The organism is Vibrio sp. 10N.222.52.C3, from assembly GCF_041474195.1.
Lineage (GTDB): Bacteria > Pseudomonadota > Gammaproteobacteria > Enterobacterales > Vibrionaceae > Vibrio > Vibrio crassostreae_C.
The window spans coordinates 1-23,492 of sequence record NZ_JBFRTQ010000079.1 but is presented as its reverse complement, the minus strand read 5'-3'; the positions used below and the strand labels follow the sequence as shown (position 1 = coordinate 23,492).

The window sequence follows — 23,492 nt, the reverse complement described above, 5'->3', positions numbered from 1 at the left end:
AGGGGAACGCTGGCGAATTAAACCGCAAATTGTTAGGTGAAAAGGGTTATCGCTCCTATACTGACCAACTCTCTTATAAATCTTATTAATAAGCACTCAGTGCTAGAGAAAGATGCATGACACAGGAAGAACAACAACGTACGCGCCAAGGAGTTTTGCTTGCCGTCGGCGCTTACACAATGTGGGGTATCGCCCCTATATATTTCAAATCTTTAAGTGACGTTTCCCCGTTAGAGATCCTCAGCCACCGTGTAGTATGGTCTTTTTTCCTACTCGCTTTCTTACTGCACATTGGCCGCAGCTGGCGTAAAGTCCGCGACACCTTGACCTCAAAACCAAAAATGCTCTATTTGGTAGCGACGTCTATTTTGGTGGGTGCTAACTGGCTGATCTTTATCTGGGCGGTGAATTCCAATCACATGCTCGATGCCAGTTTGGGGTATTACATCAACCCTCTGATTAACGTGTTACTTGGGATGCTCTTCCTCGGCGAACGCTTACGTAAGCTGCAATGGTTTGCTGTGGCTCTTGCTGCGATTGGCGTATTAATCCAATTAATTGCCTTCGGCTCAGTACCGATCGTCGCCATTGCCCTAGCCTTTAGCTTTGGCTTTTATGGCTTGCTGCGTAAGAAAGTCAGCTTAGAAGCACAAACGGGTCTGTTCATTGAAACTCTGGTGATGCTGCCTCTCGCCGCAACCTACTTACTGTTTATTGCCGATAGCCCGACCTCAAACTTATCGATGAACCCGATGCAACTCAACCTATTACTGGTTGCTGCCGGTGTGATCACCACGGTTCCATTGCTGTGTTTTACTGGCGCTGCAACTCGCTTGAAGCTATCGACACTCGGTTTTTTCCAGTACATAGGTCCAAGCTTGATGTTCTTACTGGCGGTTCTGATTTACGGTGAAGCCTTTACCTCAGATAAAGCAATCACCTTTGCTTTCATATGGGGGGCACTGGTTATTTTCAGCTTTGATGGCCTGCGTAACAACAAGAAGAACAAACGCGCGAAACAGTGATATTGATCGTTTTTTACAAGACAATCCCTTAATACGCAGATAAGCTTGGTTGAATTGATGACTATTTGACCAAGCTTTTTTGTACCATGGATAAAGTCCACTACTACTCTACCCCAACAGAAGATATCAGCCTGATCCAAGCTCAATACCAAGAGTTTGCCTTTCAACGCCACTATCATTTGGACTTTCACATCGGCTTAATTACCCAAGGGCAGCAAAAGTTCGCCTACAAAGGGGCGAGCCACCATGTCGGTGCAGGCCAAGTGGTTATCATGCCACCTGATGAGCTGCATGATGGGCACTCCAAACTCGATTCAGGTTATCAAGTCAGTGTGTTTGCAGTTTCTCCTCAATGGTTTCAAGATCTTGCCGATCCCAAGCAAAATGGTCACACATTAGGCTTTTCTGAGTTGATCCTCTCCGATCAAGCTGCGTTTTTACAATTACGCAACTTACACGGCCTGTTAATCAATCAAAGCATCAGCCAACTCGCTCAAGATTGCTTACCATTCGAGGGGTTCTCAACGATTGTCGATCGTTATGCAAAATTTGGATCGAAGAGTGACATCAAACTGGGTAATCAATCGATTAATACACTCAAAGACTATTTGATGGCGAATTTGGACCAGCCAGTGCGATTGGAACAACTGTCTGAGCTGTGCGGCTTAACCACAACTCAATTCCAACGCCACTTTAAGAACAGAATGGGCATCACCCCTTACGCGTGGCTGAGCCGTTTACGTATGGAACAGAGCATGCGCCTGATTAAATCTGGGATCTGTGGTACTAAAGTCGCGCACCAAGTAGGCTTCTATGATCAAGCACACTTCTCCAAGGCATTCAAAACCACATTCGGCGTACCACCCTCACAAATCAACTAAGTGTTGATAATTTACAATTGCTCGATTTCAAATCGCGGTAAGCTACGCTCAATACGATTACTTATTTAATAATAGCGGCAACGTTATTGAGAACTGACATGAACGAAGTCACCATACTGATCACCCTCGCCTCTATCCATTTCATCGCTTTGATGAGCCCCGGCCCTGACTTTGCGTTAGTCGTGCAAAATGCGACACGCCACGGCAGACAAACAGGCTTGTACATCGCGCTTGGTTTATCTTGCGGGATCTTACTGCATTCGTTGCTCAGCCTGACGGGAATCAGTTACCTAGTCCACCAGCAACCAACCCTATTTGCCATTATCCAGTTGGCTGGCGGTAGCTACTTGCTGTACTTAGGCTACGGTGCACTTAAAGCAACCTGGCAAATCATTCAGAACCACGACGATGACGACGATACCGTCAATGCCAAAGATCTGATTCTGACCAACAAGCGTCAGGCATTTTCGAAAGGGTTTGCGACCAATATTCTCAACCCAAAAGCTTTGGTGTTCTTTATTAGCTTGATGTCGAGCTTAGTGCCTGCCGACATGTCTCTATCAGGTAAAGGCTTTGCGCTTATTATCTTGTTTGGTCTGTCTCTGTTTTGGTTTTCACTACTGGCGTGGATGCTTTCGACTAAGGCTCTACAGAAGAAACTTAGCGAAGCAACGGTATACATCGATGGCTTATGTGGCGTGGTATTCAGCCTGATTGGCGCGAGTATTCTTTGGCAGTCGCTGTCCGGTTTAATCGCTTAAATTCGAATCAAGATTACAATTCGTTAACAACGCACTGGCTATCTAATCTTTCCGCTGCCAATCTAGCTCTGCATATTAAAAGGAGAAGATCATGCAGTGGAAAACAAAACTAACAACCCTCGCCACTTCTACCCTACTTTTTGCCTCTCACGTCAGTTGGGCAAATCAAGCTGCCGATTCCGTCGCACCCGAACAAAGTAGTGGTTTAGAAACCAAACAACTCGTTAAAGCCAACGATTGGATGGTCACCGCAGCCAACCCTCTTGCAACACAAGCCGGTGCTGATGTACTTGCCCGTGGTGGTAACGCAATTGACGCCATGGTTGCCGTGCAGCTTATGCTTGGCTTAGTGGAACCTCAGTCATCAGGTATTGGTGGCGGCGCGTTCCTTGTCTATTTTGATGGCAAAGACAAACAGCTCAAGACCTACGATGGCCGTGAAACTGCGCCACTTGATGCCACCCCACGTCTATTCCAAGACGAAAACGGACAACCGCTTAAATTCTATGATGCCGTGGTTGGCGGTCGTTCTGTTGCCACGCCGGGCACGGTGCAATTGCTGTGGGACACTCACCAGAAATACGGCAAGCTCGAATGGGCATCACTGATTAAACCTATCGCTCAGTTAGCTGAAGAAGGTTTTACTATCAGCCCACGTTTAGCCACCTTGATCGAAAACGACCAAGAACGTCTGAGCCGCTTTGCGACAACTAAAGCCTACTTCTTCAATGCCGATGGCAGCCCGAAAGCCGCTGGCACGCAACTTAAGAACCCTGAATACGCGGCAACGTTACACGCTATCTCGAAGGATGGTGCTAAAGCTTTCTACCAAGGTGAGATTTCTGCCGACATCATTAACACAGTACAAACAGCGAAAGGTAACCCGGGCGTATTGGCACAGAAAGATTTCGACGCCTATTCGATCAAGCAGCGCGAACCGGTTTGTTCTGCTTATGAAAGCTACGATATTTGCGGAATGGGGCCACCAAGCTCTGGTGCGTTAACGGTTGGACAAATCCTTGCAATGACTGAGCAGTTTGACCTCAAATCATGGGGGCCAAACGACGCAAAATCTTGGCAAGTGTTAGCAGACGCTTCTCGCTTAGCCTTTGCAGACCGTGGTATGTACATGGCAGACCAAGATTATGTGCCTATGCCAACCCAAGGGTTAGTGAATACTGACTATTTGCAGGAGCGTGCTCAGTTAATTACCGCAGGTAAGGCATTAGACAGCGCACCTTCAGGCACCCCACCGTGGGATCATGCGATGCAGAGAAGCCAAGATGTTTCTATTGAGTTGCCGTCCACCAGCCACTTCAACATTGTCGATAGTGATGGCAATGTCGTATCGATGACCACCACCATCGAGAACGCATTTGGCTCACGCCTGATGGTAAGAGGATTCCTACTCAACAACGAACTGACCGACTTCTCATTCAAGACTCATAACGATGGCAAGCCTATCGCGAACCGACTTGAACCAGGTAAGCGTCCACGTTCTTCAATGGCGCCGACCATTATCATGCAAGACGATAAGCCTTATATGGCGATCGGTTCTCCGGGTGGTAGCCGCATCATAGGTTATGTAGCACAAGCTATTATTGCCCATACCCAGTGGGACATGGATATCCAGCAAGCGATCAACCAACCGCACTTCCTAAACCGTTTCGGAACCTTAGATTTGGAAAAAGGAACATCTGCGGAAAACTTCAAACCTGAGCTAGAAAAGATGGGATTTGAGGTCAACATTCGCGATCTTAACTCGGGTTTACACGCTATTCACATCACAAAAGATGGTCTAGAAGGTGCTGCAGACCCTCGCCGTGAAGGTGCAGCTATTGGCCAATAGGGAATAATCCTCCCTTTTTACTCGCAGCCTTGTGCGAGATCTCTCACAAGGCAGTGAGTAAATATCGATATTTGATGACGAAATTAGTCACCCACAAACCGTAACCGATTGAAATTAAACAATACGTACATTTATCATTCAAATAATTATATAGAAATTCGCTTATGCACCATTGCTGATAAATAAGGAATCGGTAATATGAATGGTGTCGGAAGGATGCTGACACGGAACAGGAAACGCCAAGGACTTGGTTATCTTCAGGATGAAGATTCGATTACTCAGGATGAATAATCGGCATGGATAGCGAAATGGACATTGAATGGACGCAATAGTAACTAGGATGGTTGCTACTAAGGAAAGACAATGGACACCTCTGGACGAGGAAAGGACTGAACATCAGGATGATGTAAAGGACACCGCTCAAGGAACAAGTGACGCGCGCTAACGAGGATTGTTGGCAGATCAGGATAAGATCAAGGACACCGCTAGGAAGGCGACGAAAGGAATACGCTGAAAGATAACAGCACACTATCATGGATTTGATGCATGGAGCACACTTAGTAGCCGGATTGCTGCGAGTAAGACTATAGACCCCGATGAGCGCAAGCTCTCGGGGTTTTTCTTTATCTGTCGTTTCACTTATTCCTATCTCAAACAAATAAATCAAAGACCTTTAATTACAATTCTGACATTTAAAGCATTCACTTCTTAACCACTTCCGAGTAACGTAAGTCTTACTAGGCTCAACTAGTTTCATAACCATAATTAAACTAAGGACAAATTCATGTCACACGTTACCTTCAAAGGCGCTGCTGTACCACTAACAGGCACATTCCCACAAACTGGCGAACAAGCACCAAGCTTTGCACTAACTGCAGGCGACCTTTCTGAACTGACTCTTGCTTCTCTTGAAGGCAAGAAAGTGGTTCTAAACATCTTCCCAAGTATCGACACAGCAACTTGTGCAACGAGCGTACGTACGTTCAACGCAAAAGCGGCAGAGCTTGAGAACACGGTTGTTGTTTGTATTTCTGCTGACCTACCGTTTGCTGCGGGCCGCTTCTGTGAACTAGAAGGCATTGAAGGCGTTCAACACGCTTCAACTTTCCGTTCTCCTGCATTCGCATCAGACTACGGCGTAGCGATCGCTGAAGGCCCACTAGCAAGCCTAACAACACGTGCAGTTGTCGTTGTTGATGAAAAAGGTGTGGTAACACACAGCGAGTTGGTTGCAGAGATCACTGAAGAACCAAACTACGAAGCGGCACTTGCAGCACTGTAAGTCTCCTTTCTAGGCAGGAATGCCTTAAGCTCGGAACCTGCCTATTTAGACTGGTTTCGAGCAATAAAAAAGAGCAGCCATTGGCTGCTCTTTCTGTTTTTAATGCGGATTACTTTTGAATGCTGAACGGTTTTTAAAGACCAAACTGCTTTTTAGATATTAAAGTAGCAGATTAAAGCTGTTCTAAACGCGCGTAAGCCGTCACTAACCACTTAATCCCTTCACCATTAAACGCCACTTGAACTCGGCTTTGTGGGCCACTTCCTTCGAAGTTGATGATGGTGCCTTCACCAAACTTAGGGTGCTTCACGCGAGAGCCCAAGCTAAAGCCTGTTTCATTGAAGTTCTCTTTCACAGCGGTTTGGCTAAAGCGACCACTGCTTGCAGGGCGGCTGACTTGCGCTTTCATACGCACTTCATCCAGACAGGTTTCTGGCAGCTCACGAATAAAACGTGATGGCTTATGATATTTGTCCTGACCGTACAGACGACGCATCTCAGCATAAGTGATGTAAAGCTTCTCCATCGCACGGGTCATGCCTACGTAACACAGGCGACGCTCTTCTTCTAAACGCCCCGCTTCTTCGGCCGACATCTGGCTTGGGAACATGCCTTCTTCGACACCCACCATGAACACCATTGGAAACTCTAGGCCTTTAGCACTGTGCAAAGTCATTAACTGAACCGCATCGTCAAACTCATCGGCCTGACCTTCACCCGCTTCCAAAGCTGCGTGAGTTAAGAACGCCGTCAGCATGCTCATCTCATCCGCATCTTCCGGCTTTTCAAACTGGCGCGTTGCCGTTACCAACTCTTCCAAGTTCTCGATACGTGCCTTCGACTTCTCACCCTTCTCTTGCTCGTACATAGCAAACAGACCCGACGATTTAATCACGTGGTCGGTTTGTTCATGCAGGCTAAGTTCCAACGTGTCATCTTCAAGCGCATTAATCAGCTCGATAAAACGACTTAATGCGCCCGCAGCACGACCGGGTAGCACTTGCTCTTCTATCAAAGCAACACTGGCTTCCCACATGGTTGCACCACGATCACGAGCAGCAAGACGAATCGTTTCTAACGTTTTATCACCCAAGCCACGCGTTGGCGTATTAACCACACGTTCAAACGCGGCATCATTACTGCGGTTGCTCATGAGGCGCATGTAGCTCAAGGCGTCTCTGATTTCTTGACGCTCGAAGAATCGCATGCCGCCGTAGATTCGGTAAGGTAGACCACCTTGGATCAAAGCTTCTTCAAGAACACGAGATTGGGCGTTATTACGATAAAGCATCGCGGTATCTTCTAACGCACCGCCTTTCTCTTGCCACTCTTTGATTTTGCTGACCGTGAAACGTGCTTCATCTAGCTCGTTATAAGCTGAGTACACAGAGATTGGCTCGCCATCGTTACCATCGGTCCACAGCTCTTTACCCATACGTTCGGTGTTGTTCGAGATAAGCTCGTTCGACGCCTGCAGAATGGTTTTAGTTGAACGGTAGTTTTGTTCAAGTCGAACCGTCGAAGCTCCTGGGAATTCATCCAAGAACTTCTGAATATTTTCGATCTTCGCACCACGCCAGCCATAGATAGATTGGTCGTCATCACCTACGATCATCACGCGACAATCTGGGCCAGCCATCATGCGCAGCCAAGCGTATTGGATGTTGTTGGTATCTTGGAATTCGTCGACAAGGATATGCTTAAAGCGTGCTTGGTAGTGCTCTCGGATGTGTTTCTTATCGCGTAATAGCTCATGCGATCTCAGCAAGATTTCCGCAAAGTCGACCAAGCCAGCACGGTCACATGCTTCTTGGTAAGCAGAATAGATCTTTAACCACGTTTGAGTTATTGGATCATGGTAGGCGTCAATGTGACTTGGGCGTAATCCCTCGTCTTTCTTGCCATTGATCCACCAAGAAGCTTGCTTGGCAGGCCACTGCTTTTCATCAAGATTTTGCGCCTTGATTAAGCGACGTAGCAAACGAATCTGATCATCAGAATCAATGATCTGGAAATCTTCTGGCAGTTTTGCATCTAGGTAGTGAGCACGAAGGATACGGTGACAGATACCGTGGAAGGTGCCGTTCCACATGCCAGACGAGCTGCCCATCATCAACTCTTCAATACGACCACGCATCTCTGCTGCCGCTTTGTTGGTGAAGGTAACCGACATAATAGAGAACGGCGATGCTTGCTCTACGCTTTGCAGCCAAGCTATACGATGCACCAACACTCGCGTTTTACCACTGCCTGCACCTGCCAGAATAAGTAGGTTTTCTAAAGGTGCCGCGACCGCCTCACGTTGTTTATCGTTTAGGCCATCGAGTAAAAGCGAAGGATCTATCATTGGATATGCTCACTACTGGGTATTTATACATAAAAGTTGATTATAACCTAAACACTAGGCTGCGTTTAGGATAATAAGAAGAAAAAACAATCAAAAATTAACATCATTAATTCAATAACTTAAGAGATGAAACATCATTAATATTGATAATTTTTATAATACCGTGAAATTATTTCCCGGTTGTTCCAATCCTTTTTAGTAAGCAAGTTAACAATCCATTAACCTGCGATATGAAAATACTATTAAGTCCTAGAGGGAATGACTATGAAAAATTCTAATCTTGCTGTTACAGCTGCAATCACAAGTGTACTAGCGTTCGGCGGTGCAGTTCTTACATCAGCACCTGCGGAAGCAGCAGCAAAAGAAAAATGCTACGGCGTGGCAAAAGCTGGCCAAAATGATTGTGCAACCAAAACAAGCTCATGTGCGGGTACAGCAAAAGAAGACAACCAATCCGATGCGTTCGTAGTCGTACCTAAAGGGCTATGTGGCAAATTATCAGGTGGTAACACTCAATCATCATAATTGAGCTGCTTAGTATGGTGAGCTGACATTCAGCTCACCTCCACTTCTTGTTAGGAGAATCGTTGTGACTCAAACTCTTCACCCCTACGCAGGGGTTGGCCTTAGAACACCGCACTTGGACTTCTTTAGCCAAAATCCAGCCTTAGTAAGTTGGTTAGAAGTTCACAGCGAGAACTACTTCTTAGCTCAATCACCGCAACGACAACAACTCAGAGAAATTCGTCACGCACACAACATCAGTTGTCACGGTGTTGGGTTGTCGCTAGGTTCTGTTGAGCGCATCAATCAACATCATCTTGTGCAATTAAAAGAGCTCATTGATGATATCGAACCCTTCTTGGTTTCTGATCATCTCAGTTGGAGTCAGACAGGTGGTCATTACTTCAATGACTTGCTACCGCTGCCTTACACAGAAGAAGCATTGGAAGTCTTCTGTCGTAATGTCATCGAGGTTCAAGACAGCTTGCAACGCCCGATGTTGATTGAGAACCCATCGAGCTACCTATCCTTCAAGCATTCTACTATTCCTGAGTGGGAGTTTTTGGCTGAGGTACAAAAGCGTACTGAGTGTCGCCTACTGCTCGATTTCAATAATATTTTCGTCTCATCTTTTAATCATGGCTTTAGTTGTGAAGAGTACTTAAACGGAATACCAGCAGACAAAGTTGAAGAGATTCACTTGGCAGGTTTTACCAAAAAGAAGCTTGAACAAGGTGAGATCTGGATAGACACACACAGTAAACCTGTCTGTGACGAAGTGTGGAAACTCTACACTGACTGGGTTGCACAACATGGTTTGCGCCATACCTTGATTGAGTGGGATCTCGATATCCCAGAGCCACAAGTTTTATTGGCTGAAGCAACCAAAGCCAGTGATATCTTGTATCAACACGACAAGTTCAACCAAAGGAGTCGCGCCTCATGAGCCACTCCCTAGCAGAGGTTCAATTGGAGTTTGCTAACGCCCTACGCTATCAAAACAATGGTGAGTACTGCGACATAGTGAGCGACCATTTTACCGATGAACAACGCATCCAGATTTACCGTAATAACTTTGTGATCAGCTTGAGCGAAGTTCTGGCAGCAACCTACCCACTCACTGAAATGTTGGTTGGTGAAGAGTGCTTCCAACAGATGGCTCGTCAACATGTCTTACATTATCCATCGACCTCTGGTGATGTCAGTGGTTACGGTGAACACTTTGAACAGACTATCCAAGCCTTTCCTGCCGTTATTGAGGCTGCACCTTATCTCGGTGAAGTGGCTTTGTATGAATGGCAGAAAGATAGCTTGGTAAGGTTTTCGTCACAAGCACATGTCGACCAGAGACCTCTTTCTTGCCTTGCAGATGTACCACAAGAGCAACAAGGCGCTTTAGTCTTTCATCTCAAAGATTCAATAACACTGATTCATTCTAGTTACACGATTATCGCGCTTGAACACGCCATCTATCAGCAGCAACTTGATGGGCTAGACATCAACCAAGCTGAATTTGGGGTGTTAATCCGAGCTGAGAATTCACAGGTTGAGAGCCATAGTTTGAGTGAAGAGAGCCACCAACTCCTCACTGAATTGCAATCAGGTCGAACACTCTCAGCAATCGATCCTTTATTACTACAACATCTGAATACTGTTATGGCGCTAAACGTCATCTCAGGTTTTTCAATCAATGCCGAATTGGAGGCATAACATGGATAACAACACAGTCACGAACATGATGGCTCAATACGACAGTTTGATTGAGAAATCACAGGCACTTTTTGTTCCAGTGCTTCTACTATTTTGTCGCCTTTGGGTGGCGTGGGTATTCTTTAATTCTGGACTCACCAAGATAGCTACTTGGGATAGCACGCTTTACTTGTTTGAATTGGAATACCAAGTGCCACTGCTACCTTGGGAATTGGCTGCTTACATGGGCACTGCCGCTGAGTTAATTCTACCGATGTTTTTAGCGCTCGGTTTATTAACACGACCTATGGCTGCGGTGTTGTTCGTTTTCAATATCATTGCTGTCGTGTCTTACCCTGTATTGTGGGATCAAGGCTTCTACGATCATCAGCTTTGGGGGTTAATGATTCTTATCGTTGTCGTGTGGGGCGCAGGACCATTCTCACTTGATAGAGTTTTGAAAGCGCAGTTCAGGAATTAAAATAAGTTTTCACCTCTTTTGAACTGCTAAAGCTAAATGCTACAGCCCAAACGCAAGAAACCACTCAATTGAGTGGTTTCTTTTTTAACTGGGATAAGCTTACTTATTTAGAAAAGCTTGTAGCTCTTCAGCAGAGATGCCTTGCTCTGCAAGTTCTTTTGCCAATAGCTGAACCTGCTCACCCTTACGAGACTCTACCACACGCTGAAATTGGTAAATGATATCTCGCAAAGTATCGATTGGAACTTGTTTTGCCGCACTGCGAATACGCTCTTCACTTTGGTTGCCTAGCTCTTTAAGCAGTTTACCAAACATGACCTTTTCAGGTGCATCTTCCATTTGTTCTAAGACGCGCGCCATTTCGTAGGTTGTTAATGACATTACAGTATTTTCCGTTGGGGACTAACGTTTCAATGAGTGACAAATATACCATGTTTTAACGTTTCGAAAACCGCCATTTGTATATTTTGTCACCCTTGTAACTTATGCCTTAGCAAACGTCGTGTGCCAAGACTTACCCGCTTTGCTCGCAAGCACTAATAACGCAGGAACAATCAGGAACATTTGCAGAGCAATCATCACTTGCGACGTTAAATCAAGACGTTGCATGGTACCCACAAGAAGCCCTGAACCGCTCATTTGGAACAAGCCAAGCAGCGCAGCAGCTGTACCCGCACGGTCACCGAAAGGTTCTAGAGCTTTACCTGCCGCAGCACCAAGAATCCAAGCAAAGCCAACTGACGATAAGAAGATCGGTAGCATGAACGCGATTGGAGTAGCGTGCTCAGCAAGCACCAACATAATCACACCCGCTAAGCCCAGCGTCGAGATACCAACCACCAGTGCTTTATAGGTACCAAAACGGTCCATAAATTTAGGTGCAGTAAACGCAGCTGCAATGTTGATGGCCGCATTAACACCAAACCAGAAAGTAAACTCTTTCATGGTCAGGCCTAGGCTTTCCATCAACACAACTGGTGCAGAGGTTACATAAGCGAGGATAACCGCCATCGCCATTAAGCACAAAGTTGCGTGGAAAAGGAATGATGGTGTTTTCAATACTGACCAGTATCGCTCAAGCTTGAATACCGCAACCTTTTCTGTCGCAGGGTTAGACTCTTTCATTTGGAAGAATAAGATAGTGCCAACAACGACAGCAAAGCCTGCCATAAAGCTAAAGTTCGAGCGCCAACCAAATTGATGTGTTAACCAAGCGCCAAGAATGGGTGCCAAAGCAGGAATAAAACAGATTGCACCATTAAGGTAGCTGATCATACGGCCACTCTTCTCTGGGCCAAATAGATCGCGAACCGTTGCAAAGGCTGCTACAGAAGTCGCACAAGCTCCTAAGCCTTGTAGCAGCCGAGCCATTAGCATCATATCAATCGATTGAGCTGCCCACGCCAAGCAAGCACTCAATGCATAGATACTAACACCTCCCAATGCAACGGTTCGACGTCCTAGCTTATCAGCCAAAGGGCCAGCAAATAATTGCCCGACACCCATGGCGAATAAAAACCAGGTAATCGTATCTTGTGCTAGTGCATGTTCCACGTGAAACGCTGTCGAAATTTGTGGCAGAGCTGGTAGGTAGATATCAATAGCCAGAGGGCTAAATAAAACCAACATTGCCAATAAAGCAACCTGCAGTTTACTAGGGGTTGGAAGCGCGTTAGAAGGCACAAGATTCTCCGAATGAGTTAATTTAGGTGCATAATAACCAACTAAAGATATGAACAAAAATGGCATATACTCATTAGCATTATTCCAAATAGGAAACTCATATGAATATTGAGAAACTATCGCGCCTCGACCTCAATCTATTAGTTTGCTTGCAGGTGCTGATGGAAGAGCTAAGTGTGACTCGCACCGCCCACCGATTGTGCCTAAGCCAGTCAGCGGTTAGTAAGTCATTGGCCAAACTTCGTGAGCAATTTAATGATCCCCTTTTCACGCGAAGTGCTCATGGTCTGCGACCAACACCAAAGGCGGTCTTTCTCAAACCTCGATTAGAAACGCTGATCAACCAACTTGATGTGCTCACCCAACCAGAGACCTTCATTCCCAACAACAGTGACCACAGTTTTCACATTGCGGCTGTTGAGAGCGTTTACCCACTTATTCTTCCCCACTTTTTACCAGCGATATTTCGACAAGCCCCTAAGGTGAATATCAACACCCACGCTTGGACGGAGCAAACCTTTAAGAAGCTGCAGCTCGGTGAGCTCGATATCGGACTCACAGGTAAAGACATCGACATCAACGACGCACGTTTAACTATGCTGCCGCCAGATGATATTTGCGAGCAAGAGATCTACCGTGACGCGCAGATGTGTGTGCTAAGACGCAACCACCCCGCTCTGAATGGCAAATGGGATCTGGAAACCTACCTTGCACAGCGTCATGTACAAGTAAGATGTGATGGTAACGATCGTTGGCTGCTCGACTATAAGCTTGCCGACCTTGGTCACCAACGTGATATCGCTATTTCTGTTCCAGACTTCAATAGCGCCGCAAGCCTATGTACCTACACCGACTTTGTGTTTACTGCACCAAGCCACTTTACTTACCTCGTCGCCAAGCAACTCGACTTAGTGGTTGTCCCTTTACCGATGGAATTCCCACCGATGGCATACACTCTGTTTTGGCACCGTGACAGAGAAAATGACCCAGCGTTAACTTGGCTACGAGATATCATCAAAGAAAAAACTCTGCACCTTAGATAAAAATGGCGTACAGCGTTTGCAGCAAACGAACAAAAGCGCTAGCTTATTGACCTAATAAGTCCCCTCGCATGTATATCGACTGTGAGTGTTAACAAGGACCCTAACAATAAGGATAAACACAGATGCACAATATCACTGCTGAACGCGTTGCTGCGGTTCGAGCTTGGCTTGAAACAAACAACCTAGATGCCGTTATCATTCCACATGAAGACGAATATCTAGGTGAATACGTTCCTGCTCATAACGAGCGACTTCACTGGTTAACAGGTTTCACTGGCTCTGCTGGTGCGGCAGTTATCACTCGTGAGAACGCTGCTATTTTTGTTGATGGTCGCTACACGGTTCAGGTTCGTAAGCAGGTACCAGCAGAGTTATTTGAGTATCGCCACCTTATTGAAGAGCCGGCTTTAGATTGGATCACCAGTTCTCTAGCACAAGGCAGCAAGGTTGCATTCGACCCACGCATGCACACTGCTGCTTGGTTGAAAGGCGCTCAAGCTAAACTGGCAGAGAAAGTTGAACTAACAACACTATCTTCGAATCCAATTGATGAGCTTTGGTCTGATCGTCCTGAGCCGGTGGTATCTGATGTTCGCTTAATGGCAACAGACGCAGTAGGCCAATCAAGTGAAAGCAAACGTGCGGAGATTGCTGGCTTACTAAAAGCCAAAGGTGCTGATGCCGCTATCCTTACGGAACTCGATTCGATCTGTTGGTTGCTTAACATTCGCGGCTTGGACGTATCTCGCCTACCTGTTGTGTTATCCAATGCGATCATCCACGCCGATGAAAGCGTCGACTTCTTCCTAGACCCAGCTCGTATTCCTACGGGCTTTGAAGCACACGTTGGCAATGGTATTCGCGTATCTCACCCATCAGAGCTTGAAGCACGCCTTCAATCTTTGGAAGGCAAAAATGTATCTGTCGATTCAGGTACCAGTAACGCTTGGTACACGCTGGTTCTACAAAACTCTGGTGCTCATATCATTGAAGCAGCAGACCCATGCCTAATGCCAAAAGCAGCAAAGAATGAAACTGAAATTGCCGGCATGAAAGCGTGTCACATTCGTGATGGTGTTGCGATGGCGAAGTTCCTATCTTGGATTGATGCAGAAGTCACGCAAGGTAATCTGCACAATGAAGCTGTGCTAGCAGACAAAGTTCAATCATTCCGCGAACAAGACCCAACGCTGATGGACCTAAGTTTTGACACGATTTCAGCAGCAGGCGGCAACGCAGCAATGTGTCACTACAACCACGAGAACCAACCTGAACCAGGTCAGTTAGAGATGAATACTCTTTACCTAGTCGATTCAGGCGGTCAGTACCTAGATGGTACAACCGACATCACTCGAACTATCGCGATTGGCCAGCCAAGCGACGAAATGATCCAGCAGTTCACGTTAGCGCTTAAAGGTCACATCGGTATCGCGCGTGCACGTTTCCCACAGGGTACTCGTGGTTTCCAACTTGATATTCTAGCTCGCCAACACTTATGGGCAGAAGGCTTCGACTACGACCACGGTACTGGTCACGGTGTTGGTCATTTCCTAAGTGTTCATGAAGGACCGCAAAGCATCTCTAAGAAGCTAATCGACGTACCTCTTGTTGAAGGTATGGTGTTATCAAACGAGCCGGGTTACTACCGTGCTGATGAATTTGGTATCCGTATCGAGAACCTAGAACTGGTGGTTGAACTTCCAACTCAAGGTGACTTCGCAGTATTGACGTTTGAATCGCTAACTCGTTGTCCTATCGATAAGCGCAACATCAATGTTGATTTGCTAACACGACCTGAACTGGCGTGGCTGAACGACTACCATCAGAAAGTATGGAACGATGTTAGCCCATTAGTTGAAGGTGATACGCTGGAATGGCTACGCCAATCAACAACACCACTTGCTCACGCTTAATGCCTTGCTCGACAGATAACTGAGCCAAAACGAGCTTGCTAGGTTAATAAGTTAAATAGCAAATAGAAAAACGGCTACCCAAAGGTAGCCGTTTTTATTTGCCTGTATCATTACATCGATGTTTCACGTGGAACATCAACCAATATGTTGATTAACCAGAATAGGCACTGTGCCAGTCTCGCCACACTGGATCGAAACCTCGCTGTCGGATCATTGACTCAACATCAGCAGCACTTCTCTCGTCGCTTATCTCAAATTGTTCGAGCTCTTCTTCACCAGAAGCATAACCACCAGGCTGGGTTTTAGACGCAGCCGACATACTGGTGATTCCCAATGGCAACACATTGTCACGGAAAGCTGCAGACTCACGAGTCGAGAGAGACAATTCAACCTCAGGGTTTAATAAACGATACGCACAGATAAGTTGAACCAACTGTTTATCACTCATAATCGATTTAGGCTGCAAACCACCCTCACACGGACGAAGACGTGGGAATGAAATCGAGTAACGTGTTTGCCAATAAGTACGCTCAAGATAGTCTAAGTGAGCGGCCACGAAGAAACAGTCGGTACGCCAATCTTCCAAGCCAATCAAAGCGCCAATACCTATCTTATCAATACCCGCTTTTGCCAAACGATCGGGCGTTTCGAGCCGGTATTCAAAATCCATTTTATTGCCACGCAAGTGGTGTTCCGCGTAGGTACTTGGGCTATACGTTTCTTGGTAAACCATCACCGCATCTAAGCCGAGAGTTTTAAGCTCTGCGTAGTCATCTTGATCAAGCGGCTGCACTTCCATCGCAAGATAGTTAAATTGTGCCTTAATATTCGGTAGCACTTCACGGAAGTACTTCATCCCGACCTTGGTTTCATGTTCACCAGTCACCAACAATACACTATCAAACTTCATCTTTTTGATAGCCGCACTTTCGGCATCAATTTCATCCAAAGTAAGCGTGCGACGTTTGATACGGTTCTCCATTGAGAAGCCACAATACGTGCACGCATTAGCGCATAGATTCGAGAGGTACAAAGGAATGTAAAGCGACATTGTATTGCCAAATCGCTTACGAGTTAGCGCCAACGACTGTTGTGCCATCTGCTCTAAGTAAGGTTCTGCCGCCGGAGAGATCAGAGCCTTAAAGTCTTCCAGGTCACGTTTGGGTTTACTCAGAGCACGTTCAACATCCGCTGCCGTTTTACTGAAGATAGACATACCAATGTCATCCCAGTTGAGCTGTTTAAATCGATCAACAAACGTCATAGGTACACTACTCGTCTAGAAATGAAGTTAACGGGCTCGAAGCAACTGCATGAGATACTTTTTCTGCAAGCCCAGCAAGGTACGCAATTCGGCCAGCTTCAACCGCCAACTTAAAAGCAATCGCCATATCAACGGGTTGTTGAGAAGCCGCAATCGCCGTATTCACTAACACAGCGTCTGCGCCCATTTCCATTGCACGAGCAGCATGTGATGGAGCGCCTATGCCTGCATCCACAATCACAGGGACATTCGCTTGGTCGATAATGATCTCTAAGAAGTCTGCTGAAGCAATACCCTTATTTGAACCAATAGGTGCGCCCAGTGGCATAACTGCAGCGCAACCCACCTCTTCCAAGCGTTTACACAATACTGGATCGGCATGGCAGTAAGGCAACACAACAAAACCATCTTTAACCAGTTGCTCAGCAGCTTTAAGCGTTTCAATTGGGTCTGGCATCAAGTACTTTGGATCTGGGTGAATTTCCAGTTTAAGCCAGTTTGTACCCAATGCTTCACGAGCCAAATGCGCAGCAAAGATGGCATCTTTTGCATTCTTAGCACCAGAGGTATTCGGCAGTAAGTTCACGCCAGCATCCATGATCGGTTGTAGGATATCGTCTTTCTCAGAGCGAATATCAACTCTCTTCAGCGCCATGGTTGCCAGTTGAGAACCTGAAGCTTCGATAGCGCTCGCCATCAAGTGCTTATTGGCAAACTTGCCAGTTCCAGTAAAGAGTCGAGATTGAAACGTTTTATCAGCGATAGTTAACATGATTAACCTCCTGCAATGGCTTGGAAAAGAGAAATAGCATCGCCTTCATTGACGACAGTTTGTTGCCACTGGCTGCGCGGGACAACCGCATTATTGATTGCAAATACACAACCTAGATCAGGTAATGATAGAGCTTGGATAATGTCCGCTAGAGACGACAAGTGCGCGACCTGTTCTGGTTGCTCGTTTATAGAGATCGTTATATGACTCATTGGATTTCTTCTTCTAAATGCTTAACTGCAGACGCACTGCACACGGAACAATCACTATCTTGAGTGACCATTAAGTTTTTCCAGTTCATCGTTTGGCCATCGAACAGTTTGAGCTGGTGTGTTGCTACCTGAAACTCACCACGAGTTAAACGTTGAATAGCAGCCAAAGCTTGAAGGTTACCTATGGTGCCAACAACCGGGCCTATGACGCCGCTATCACTACAACGAGTCGTTTGTGGATGATGACTGAACGGGAACAAACAGTGATAGCACCCTTTCTGATTCTGATAATCAAAGACAATAAACTGGCCTTTCCAACCGATTGCAGATCCAGAAATCAAAGGTGTATTGCTGCCGAAACACGCTTGGTTAACCTGCTGGCGTGACGCAAAGTTGTCCGTACAATCCAACACCAAATCAGCGAGCATCACTTCAAGTTCAAGCTGACTGTCACTCATTCGCTGATTGATGGTTCTAACTTGACTGCGACTATTGAGCTCAGTCAGTTGTTGCTTCATAGCTTCGACTTTAGGCGAACCTAACTGACTTTCTTTGAACGCGACCTGTCGTTGCAGGTTAGACGAATCCACACAGTCATCATCAACCAACACGATCTTTCCGATCCCCGAAGCCGCAAGGTAAAGAGCAGCAGCATTGCCTAAGCCACCACAACCAATCACTAACACATGGCTGTTTAATAGGTTTCGTTGCCCTTGCTCACCGACTTCAGGTAACGCAATTTGTCGTTGATAACGAATAAACTCAAAATCACTCAGCATAGCTAGGCTCCTGCGCAACCTCTTCACCAATATTTGAAGGTTTAGGCGTCATCAGTTTTTCAAAAAACTCGATCACCTTTTTGGGGTCTTCCGCTAATGTAATCGCACGAACAACCGCCAAACTCGACACCCCACAATCCCACACCTGCTCAGCTGTTGATTGGTCAATACCGCCAATAGCAACCGTTGGATAACCAGTGAGTTGTTCTGTGTATGGGATAGTATCAATCAGCTGTTGATACAGAGATAAACGAACCAATCCCTGAGGCTTTGATGGCATCTGTTTAGTTGTTGTTGGGAAGATGTGGCCTAGCGCAATATAGCTTGGGTTAATCTGAACAATGCGTAGCAACTCGTAATAGCCATGAGTCGATAACCCAATCTTTATACCCGCAAAGCTCAACTGTGAGAGGTTTGATTCTTCAATATCCTCTTGCCCTAAATGAACACCAAAAGCGTCATGCTTGAGTGCAAGCTGCCAGTAATCATTGATAAAAACTTGAGCGTTATACTCACGACCAAGATCGATAGATCGTGCGACTTGTTGTTCTAAATCCGCTTGCTGTGGATTCTTAATACGTAGTTGGACAGTGTTGATTCCAAGCTTGAGCAATCTTTCGATCCACTCAACATCATCAACTACTGGGTATAAACCGAGGCTACTCTTACTCAACTCAGGAAAAGAAAGTGATGTCCCTTGGTTAGCCCAACCTACGCTTATGTCCAATCGTTGATCTTCAAGAACAGGGATAGGAAAGTTTTGGTAATGTGCAGGCCATGTTCCACGTGAAACATTGGACGCTGCGCGAGCTAAAACAAGTGCGTCTTCTAATGGGAACTCCAACGCCAACAAAGTAAGTAACCAGGCAAAATGGCCGTGATTATCTAACTCCTGATGAGCTGTAGTGTCATTCTTGATGACACGATTAGCATCTAGGTGTGACCAGATATCCAGTACAGCTGAATCATCTGAGACACCGATATAGATGGTATTCGGAGTTTCTGTAAAGGCATCACAAACGTCAGTTAACGCGACTGAATTACTGTAATCAACAACATGGTTCAGTTCCGCTAACTTACACTCTGCCAATGAATCAACATCATGAGCGAAGCCAATAGATAACGCCTGCTGAGAATCAACGATAGAGAAGTATTGAGTTGGGCTTACACCCAACTCAACCGCATCAGTTGCCAAGCCTTGTCGCTTAGCAACCAATAGACAGTTCTGCACCTCTCCCGTTAACTCAATATTTTGAGATGGGATGAGTACCTTCACTGTCATTATTCCTCTAATTGAGCTTCTTTTGCGGCTACTGCAGGATGATAAAGTTCAGAGCCAGTATCACGGAACTCTTGTGATTTTTGACGCATCCCTTCCAACGGGTTATCTAGCATCTTAATCTCGATAGCCTGATCCGCGGCTACTTGTTCGGTGTCTTTCGCATACTCTCGAACTTCTTGAGAAATCTTCATCGAGCAGAATTTAGGTCCACACATTGAGCAGAAGTGAGCAACCTTGCCCACCTCTTGTGGCAGAGTTTCATCATGGAAAGAACGCGCGGTTTCAGGATCTAAAGCTAGATTGAATTGGTCTTCCCAACGGAATTCAAAACGTGCCTTTGATAATGCATTATCTCGGATTTGTGCGCCCGGATGTCCTTTAGCGAGGTCCGCTGCGTGTGCTGCTAGCTTGTAAGTAATCAAGCCAGTCTTCACATCTTCTTTATTTGGTAAGCCTAGGTGCTCTTTAGGGGTGACATAACACAGCATCGCACAGCCGTACCAACCAATCATGGCCGCGCCAATACCAGAGGTAATATGGTCGTAACCAGGGGCAATATCTGTCGTCAATGGGCCTAAAGTATAGAAAGGCGCTTCATGGCAGTGCTCTAACTGCTCGTCCATATTCTCTTTAATCAGGTGCATTGGTACATGTCCAGGGCCTTCAATGATCACCTGAACGTCATATTCCCAAGCCACTTTAGTCAACTCACCTAGAGTACGTAACTCCGAGAATTGAGCCTCATCATTAGCATCTGCAATTGAGCCCGGGCGTAAACCGTCACCTAATGACAGAGCAACATCGTACTTCGCACAGATCTCACAGATCTCACGGAAGTGGGTATAAAGGAAACTTTCTTGGTGATGAGCAAGACACCATTTCGCGATGATGGAGCCGCCACGAGAGACAATACCAGTCACACGTTTAGCGGTCATAGGAACGTAGCGAAGCAATAAGCCTGCGTGGATAGTAAAGTAATCAACACCCTGCTCTGCTTGTTCAATCAAGGTATCGCGCATCACTTCCCAGTTAAGGTCTTCCGCAACGCCATTCACTTTTTCAAGCGCTTGATACATAGGAACCGTACCAATTGGTACTGGGCTATTACGTAGGATCCATTCGCGAGTCTCGTGAATATTACGACCAGTAGAAAGGTCCATCACGGTATCGCCACCCCAGCGAGTCGACCATACTAGCTTCTCAACTTCTTCTTCAATCGAAGAGCTTACTGAAGAGTTACCGATATTAGCGTTCACCTTCACTAAGAAGTTTCGACCAATAATCATCGGTTCTGATTCTGGGTGGTTGATGTTTGAAGGGATAATAGCTCGACCTTCAGCAACCTCTTTACGCACGAACTCAGGAGTAATTTCTTTCGGCAGATTTGCACCAAAGTTATGGCCAGGATGTTGATGGTTAAGCTGCTCATCAGCGAACTTCTGACGTCCCATGTTCTCACGTATGGCAATGTACTCCATTTCAGGTGTGATAATACCCTGACGAGCATAGTGCAGTTGAGTAACACATTGGTTGTCTGTCGCGCGACGAATTCTAGGCAGGTTGCCGTAGCGAAGGTCGTCTAGAGTTTCATCTTCTAAACGTTCTTTGGTGTAAACAGAGCTTACGTCGTCTAACAGTTCCGTATCACCACGCTCTTCAATCCATTGCTCTCGCAACTTAGGAAGACCGCTATACAGGTCTATTTGATGTGTAGGGTCTGTATAAACACCTGAGGTATCGTAAACTTGAATGGGTACATTAGGTTCGAATACAGGCTCTTTTTTGGTACCACCAACAAGGCTATCAGCGAGTGATATTTCTCGGACAGGGACTTGAATGTCCTCTCGAGATCCTTGGATGTAAGCTTTTTTTGAGTTTGGATAGGGTTGTACGGATAAAGAATCAATGAAATTCTTCGCTTCCAGTCTTGCTTGTTTACGAGTCGACATAGCATTTTTCCTTGGCTTTTAGCCATTATTTATAGGGATAAAAATGCTTGACGGATTAGATGCTACAAGAGGGATCACGGTAAGAAATACAGTTGTGATCTGGAGATAGATCTCTAGAAGGATTCTAGTTAGATATCTACTCTTGTTCCCTTCGCAGGTATTAGCCTGATCAGGTTCAACGGATCCCGAGTTAACGGTCTCAGCCATATGGCACTCCGACAAGTTCGATCGAGTATATAAAAACGGCTTGGATAAACCAAGCCGAGTTGTTAACAAATCGTAAGAAAGTTTTAAGACTTTATCAAAAGTTGGAAGCCGATCCATGCGGCTGAAATACTGAGTACCACGTTGAGTAGCACATTGAGTCCCATCTTAAAGAAAGCGCCCTGCTGCATAAGAAGTACGTTATCCATAGAAAACGTAGAAAATGTAGTCAGTGCTCCTAGGAAACCAAGACCGATGATTTGTCTCCACGGTTCCGTCGCGACCATCTCGTTTTCAAACGCGGCGATGAGCAATCCCATAATCAAAGAGCCAATCACGTTAACAGTCAACGTACCGTAAGGAAAACCACGTCCTAACATCACAACGCATAACTCTGAAATCAAGTAACGTGAACAAGCACCAAACGCGCCACCGATGGCGATAAAACCTAGAATAGATAACTGACCCATTGAATCCTCCCAAACAATAATCCCTATATTCTAGCTTTAACGCCGATAAAAGCGAGGGTAGAAACTAAGAATGCATGCGCAAATATTAAACGTTACAGGTGTCACTTAACTTCAATGTATCCCATTAAACCCGTTTTCATGTGTTCTATAACATGACAGTGGTACATCCAGCGGCCAGGGTTATCTGCAACAAATGCAGCTTTAGCTCGGCCGTTTTTTCCAAGTAACACTGTATCGGTATGGAAAGGCTCTTCAACTTTCTTCCCATCAAGTTCCAATACAGTGAATGTATGACCGTGAATATGGATCGGGTGATGGTATTGGATGACGTTCTTTAGATCGAATATGTAAGTCTTACCTAACTCTAAAGTCGTCAACGGCTCAGGAATATTGTCTTTGCTCATCCCTTCCCATGCTCTTTTATTAGTAAGCCAAAACTTAGGCATCGATTTCCCATCTTTAGAAACTGGTGATACCGCACCTTCCCACTCGAACACAAAATCGATCTCTTCTGCATTAGCAAGATCTAGATTAGGTACAGGGTTAAGAGGCAATAATGGCAATAAACGTCCTTCAGTCAGGGGGGAATCTACTACCTCGAACTCGCATAAAGAGAAAGGAAAGCGGCCCTTCATTTGAAGAACATTAACTCGCTCGCCTACTTTGGGCGCTATCAGTCCAATATCCACGCGCATCCCTGGGCCGATTTTATGTTGAGTCAGTTTATATGGCGTCTTTACAGGATTACCATCAATGGCAATCACCCATGCCTCAGCCCCTTCGACAGCAATAGGATAAGTGATCGTATTATCGACATTCGCGATACGCAGTCGAGTCGTTGCGTGCTGCTTTAATTGGTATACAGGTTCATGAACACCATTGACGCTACTCCACTCTCCAGGAGTACCCATACGAGCACTGAGTCGTGGGATCATTAGATCTTTCCATTGGCCTTTCTTATCTATATGCCAATGTTTAAGCATCAGTGCGTGCTCTTCATCAAACGGCACTGGAATGCTCTCCTCAACGATAATTAGACCAACCAAGCCCATACCAAGCTGCTTAACGCTGTTCATATGTGGGTGATACCAATTAAAGTAAA

The 23,492-nt window shown here is 45.9% G+C and carries 22 protein-coding genes and 1 riboswitch; of the genes, 11 read left to right on the top strand and 11 right to left on the bottom strand.

Annotation, left to right across the window (positions count from 1 at the left end; translation table 11 throughout):
* The first annotated feature begins 116 nt into the window (after positions 1-116).
* From rarD to tpx, 5 genes are all read left to right on the top strand, one after another.
* Positions 117-1,025, top strand: coding sequence for an EamA family transporter RarD (rarD, locus tag AB4517_RS12935; protein WP_017061330.1), 909 nt, complete (start codon positions 117-119; stop codon positions 1,023-1,025).
* A gap of 86 nt (positions 1,026-1,111) precedes the next feature.
* Positions 1,112-1,906 carry an AraC family transcriptional regulator gene (locus AB4517_RS12930; RefSeq protein ID WP_017065745.1) on the top strand — a complete coding sequence of 265 codons (795 nt, stop codon included), beginning with the start codon at positions 1,112-1,114 and terminating at the stop codon, positions 1,904-1,906.
* Between the two features lie 98 nt (positions 1,907-2,004).
* The gene (locus AB4517_RS12925) at positions 2,005-2,667 is read left to right on the top strand and encodes a LysE family translocator (protein WP_017061328.1); all 663 of its coding nucleotides are present in this window, start codon (positions 2,005-2,007) and stop codon (positions 2,665-2,667) included.
* 91 nt (positions 2,668-2,758) lie between these two features.
* The gene (gene ggt / locus AB4517_RS12920) at positions 2,759-4,516 is read left to right on the top strand and encodes a gamma-glutamyltransferase (protein ID WP_372148454.1); all 1,758 of its coding nucleotides are present in this window, start codon (positions 2,759-2,761) and stop codon (positions 4,514-4,516) included.
* 784 nt (positions 4,517-5,300) lie between these two features.
* The gene (gene tpx / locus AB4517_RS12915) at positions 5,301-5,798 is read left to right on the top strand and encodes a thiol peroxidase (RefSeq protein ID WP_004736648.1); all 498 of its coding nucleotides are present in this window, start codon (positions 5,301-5,303) and stop codon (positions 5,796-5,798) included.
* 172 nt (positions 5,799-5,970) lie between these two features.
* On the opposite strand, the gene uvrD is transcribed toward tpx, so the two are convergent.
* Positions 5,971-8,145, bottom strand: a complete 2,175-nt coding sequence (gene uvrD, locus AB4517_RS12910) for a DNA helicase II (protein ID WP_372148453.1) — start codon at positions 8,143-8,145, stop codon at positions 5,971-5,973.
* Between the two features lie 264 nt (positions 8,146-8,409).
* On the opposite strand from uvrD, the gene AB4517_RS12905 reads away from it, so the two are divergent.
* From AB4517_RS12905 to AB4517_RS12890, 4 genes are all read left to right on the top strand, one after another.
* Positions 8,410-8,670 (top strand): DUF2282 domain-containing protein, encoded by a 261-nt coding sequence (locus AB4517_RS12905; RefSeq protein ID WP_004736650.1) that lies wholly within the window; start codon positions 8,410-8,412, stop codon positions 8,668-8,670.
* Between the two features lie 64 nt (positions 8,671-8,734).
* Positions 8,735-9,595, top strand: a complete 861-nt coding sequence (locus AB4517_RS12900) for a DUF692 domain-containing protein (protein ID WP_017061324.1) — start codon at positions 8,735-8,737, stop codon at positions 9,593-9,595.
* Positions 9,592-10,359, top strand: a complete 768-nt coding sequence (locus tag AB4517_RS12895; RefSeq protein WP_017061323.1) for a DNA-binding domain-containing protein — start codon at positions 9,592-9,594, stop codon at positions 10,357-10,359. The genes AB4517_RS12900 and AB4517_RS12895 overlap by 4 nt, the downstream gene beginning before the upstream one ends.
* 1 nt (position 10,360) lies before the next feature.
* Positions 10,361-10,819 carry a DoxX family protein gene (locus tag AB4517_RS12890; RefSeq protein ID WP_017061322.1) on the top strand — a complete coding sequence of 153 codons (459 nt, stop codon included), beginning with the start codon at positions 10,361-10,363 and terminating at the stop codon, positions 10,817-10,819.
* Positions 10,820-10,918: 99 nt separating this feature from the next.
* Here AB4517_RS12890 and AB4517_RS12885 read toward each other — a convergent pair whose 3' ends face one another.
* Together AB4517_RS12885 and AB4517_RS12880 are read right to left on the bottom strand one after the other, a co-directional pair.
* On the bottom strand, positions 10,919-11,200 hold the full coding sequence (locus tag AB4517_RS12885; protein WP_009848181.1) for a hypothetical protein: 282 nt from the start codon (positions 11,198-11,200) through the stop codon (positions 10,919-10,921).
* A 102-nt stretch (positions 11,201-11,302) separates the two neighbouring features.
* On the bottom strand, positions 11,303-12,502 hold the full coding sequence (locus AB4517_RS12880) for a multidrug effflux MFS transporter (protein WP_372148452.1): 1,200 nt from the start codon (positions 12,500-12,502) through the stop codon (positions 11,303-11,305).
* A gap of 101 nt (positions 12,503-12,603) precedes the next feature.
* Here AB4517_RS12880 and AB4517_RS12875 point away from each other — a divergent pair, with 101 nt between their 5' ends.
* Both AB4517_RS12875 and AB4517_RS12870 read left to right on the top strand, forming a co-directional pair.
* Positions 12,604-13,545: a LysR substrate-binding domain-containing protein gene (locus AB4517_RS12875; protein ID WP_017061320.1), complete on the top strand. Its 942-nt coding sequence runs from the start codon at positions 12,604-12,606 to the stop codon at positions 13,543-13,545.
* A gap of 122 nt (positions 13,546-13,667) precedes the next feature.
* The gene (locus tag AB4517_RS12870) at positions 13,668-15,458 is read left to right on the top strand and encodes an aminopeptidase P family protein (protein ID WP_372148451.1); all 1,791 of its coding nucleotides are present in this window, start codon (positions 13,668-13,670) and stop codon (positions 15,456-15,458) included.
* Between the two features lie 151 nt (positions 15,459-15,609).
* On the opposite strand, the gene thiH is transcribed toward AB4517_RS12870, so the two are convergent.
* The 8 genes from thiH to AB4517_RS12830 form a co-directional block, all read right to left on the bottom strand.
* Positions 15,610-16,722: a 2-iminoacetate synthase ThiH gene (thiH, locus tag AB4517_RS12865; protein WP_050652820.1), complete on the bottom strand. Its 1,113-nt coding sequence runs from the start codon at positions 16,720-16,722 to the stop codon at positions 15,610-15,612.
* A 7-nt stretch (positions 16,723-16,729) separates the two neighbouring features.
* On the bottom strand, positions 16,730-17,494 hold the full coding sequence (locus AB4517_RS12860; protein WP_372148450.1) for a thiazole synthase: 765 nt from the start codon (positions 17,492-17,494) through the stop codon (positions 16,730-16,732).
* A 2-nt stretch (positions 17,495-17,496) separates the two neighbouring features.
* Positions 17,497-17,706, bottom strand: a complete 210-nt coding sequence (gene thiS, locus AB4517_RS12855; RefSeq protein ID WP_017085664.1) for a sulfur carrier protein ThiS — start codon at positions 17,704-17,706, stop codon at positions 17,497-17,499.
* Positions 17,703-18,485: a ThiF family adenylyltransferase gene (locus AB4517_RS12850; protein ID WP_372148449.1), complete on the bottom strand. Its 783-nt coding sequence runs from the start codon at positions 18,483-18,485 to the stop codon at positions 17,703-17,705. Before AB4517_RS12850 ends, thiS begins: the two co-directional genes overlap by 4 nt.
* The gene (locus AB4517_RS12845) at positions 18,475-19,767 is read right to left on the bottom strand and encodes a thiamine phosphate synthase (RefSeq protein ID WP_372148448.1); all 1,293 of its coding nucleotides are present in this window, start codon (positions 19,765-19,767) and stop codon (positions 18,475-18,477) included. Before AB4517_RS12845 ends, AB4517_RS12850 begins: the two co-directional genes overlap by 11 nt.
* Positions 19,767-21,716: a phosphomethylpyrimidine synthase ThiC gene (gene thiC, locus AB4517_RS12840; RefSeq protein WP_372148447.1), complete on the bottom strand. Its 1,950-nt coding sequence runs from the start codon at positions 21,714-21,716 to the stop codon at positions 19,767-19,769. Before thiC ends, AB4517_RS12845 begins: the two co-directional genes overlap by 1 nt.
* 129 nt (positions 21,717-21,845) lie before the next feature.
* Positions 21,846-21,944, bottom strand: a riboswitch (TPP riboswitch).
* A gap of 62 nt (positions 21,945-22,006) precedes the next feature.
* On the bottom strand, positions 22,007-22,390 hold the full coding sequence (crcB, locus tag AB4517_RS12835) for a fluoride efflux transporter CrcB (RefSeq protein ID WP_004736665.1): 384 nt from the start codon (positions 22,388-22,390) through the stop codon (positions 22,007-22,009).
* Between the two features lie 101 nt (positions 22,391-22,491).
* Positions 22,492-23,492: multicopper oxidase family protein (locus tag AB4517_RS12830; protein WP_372148446.1), on the bottom strand; the 1,001-nt coding region annotated here is incomplete at its 5' end.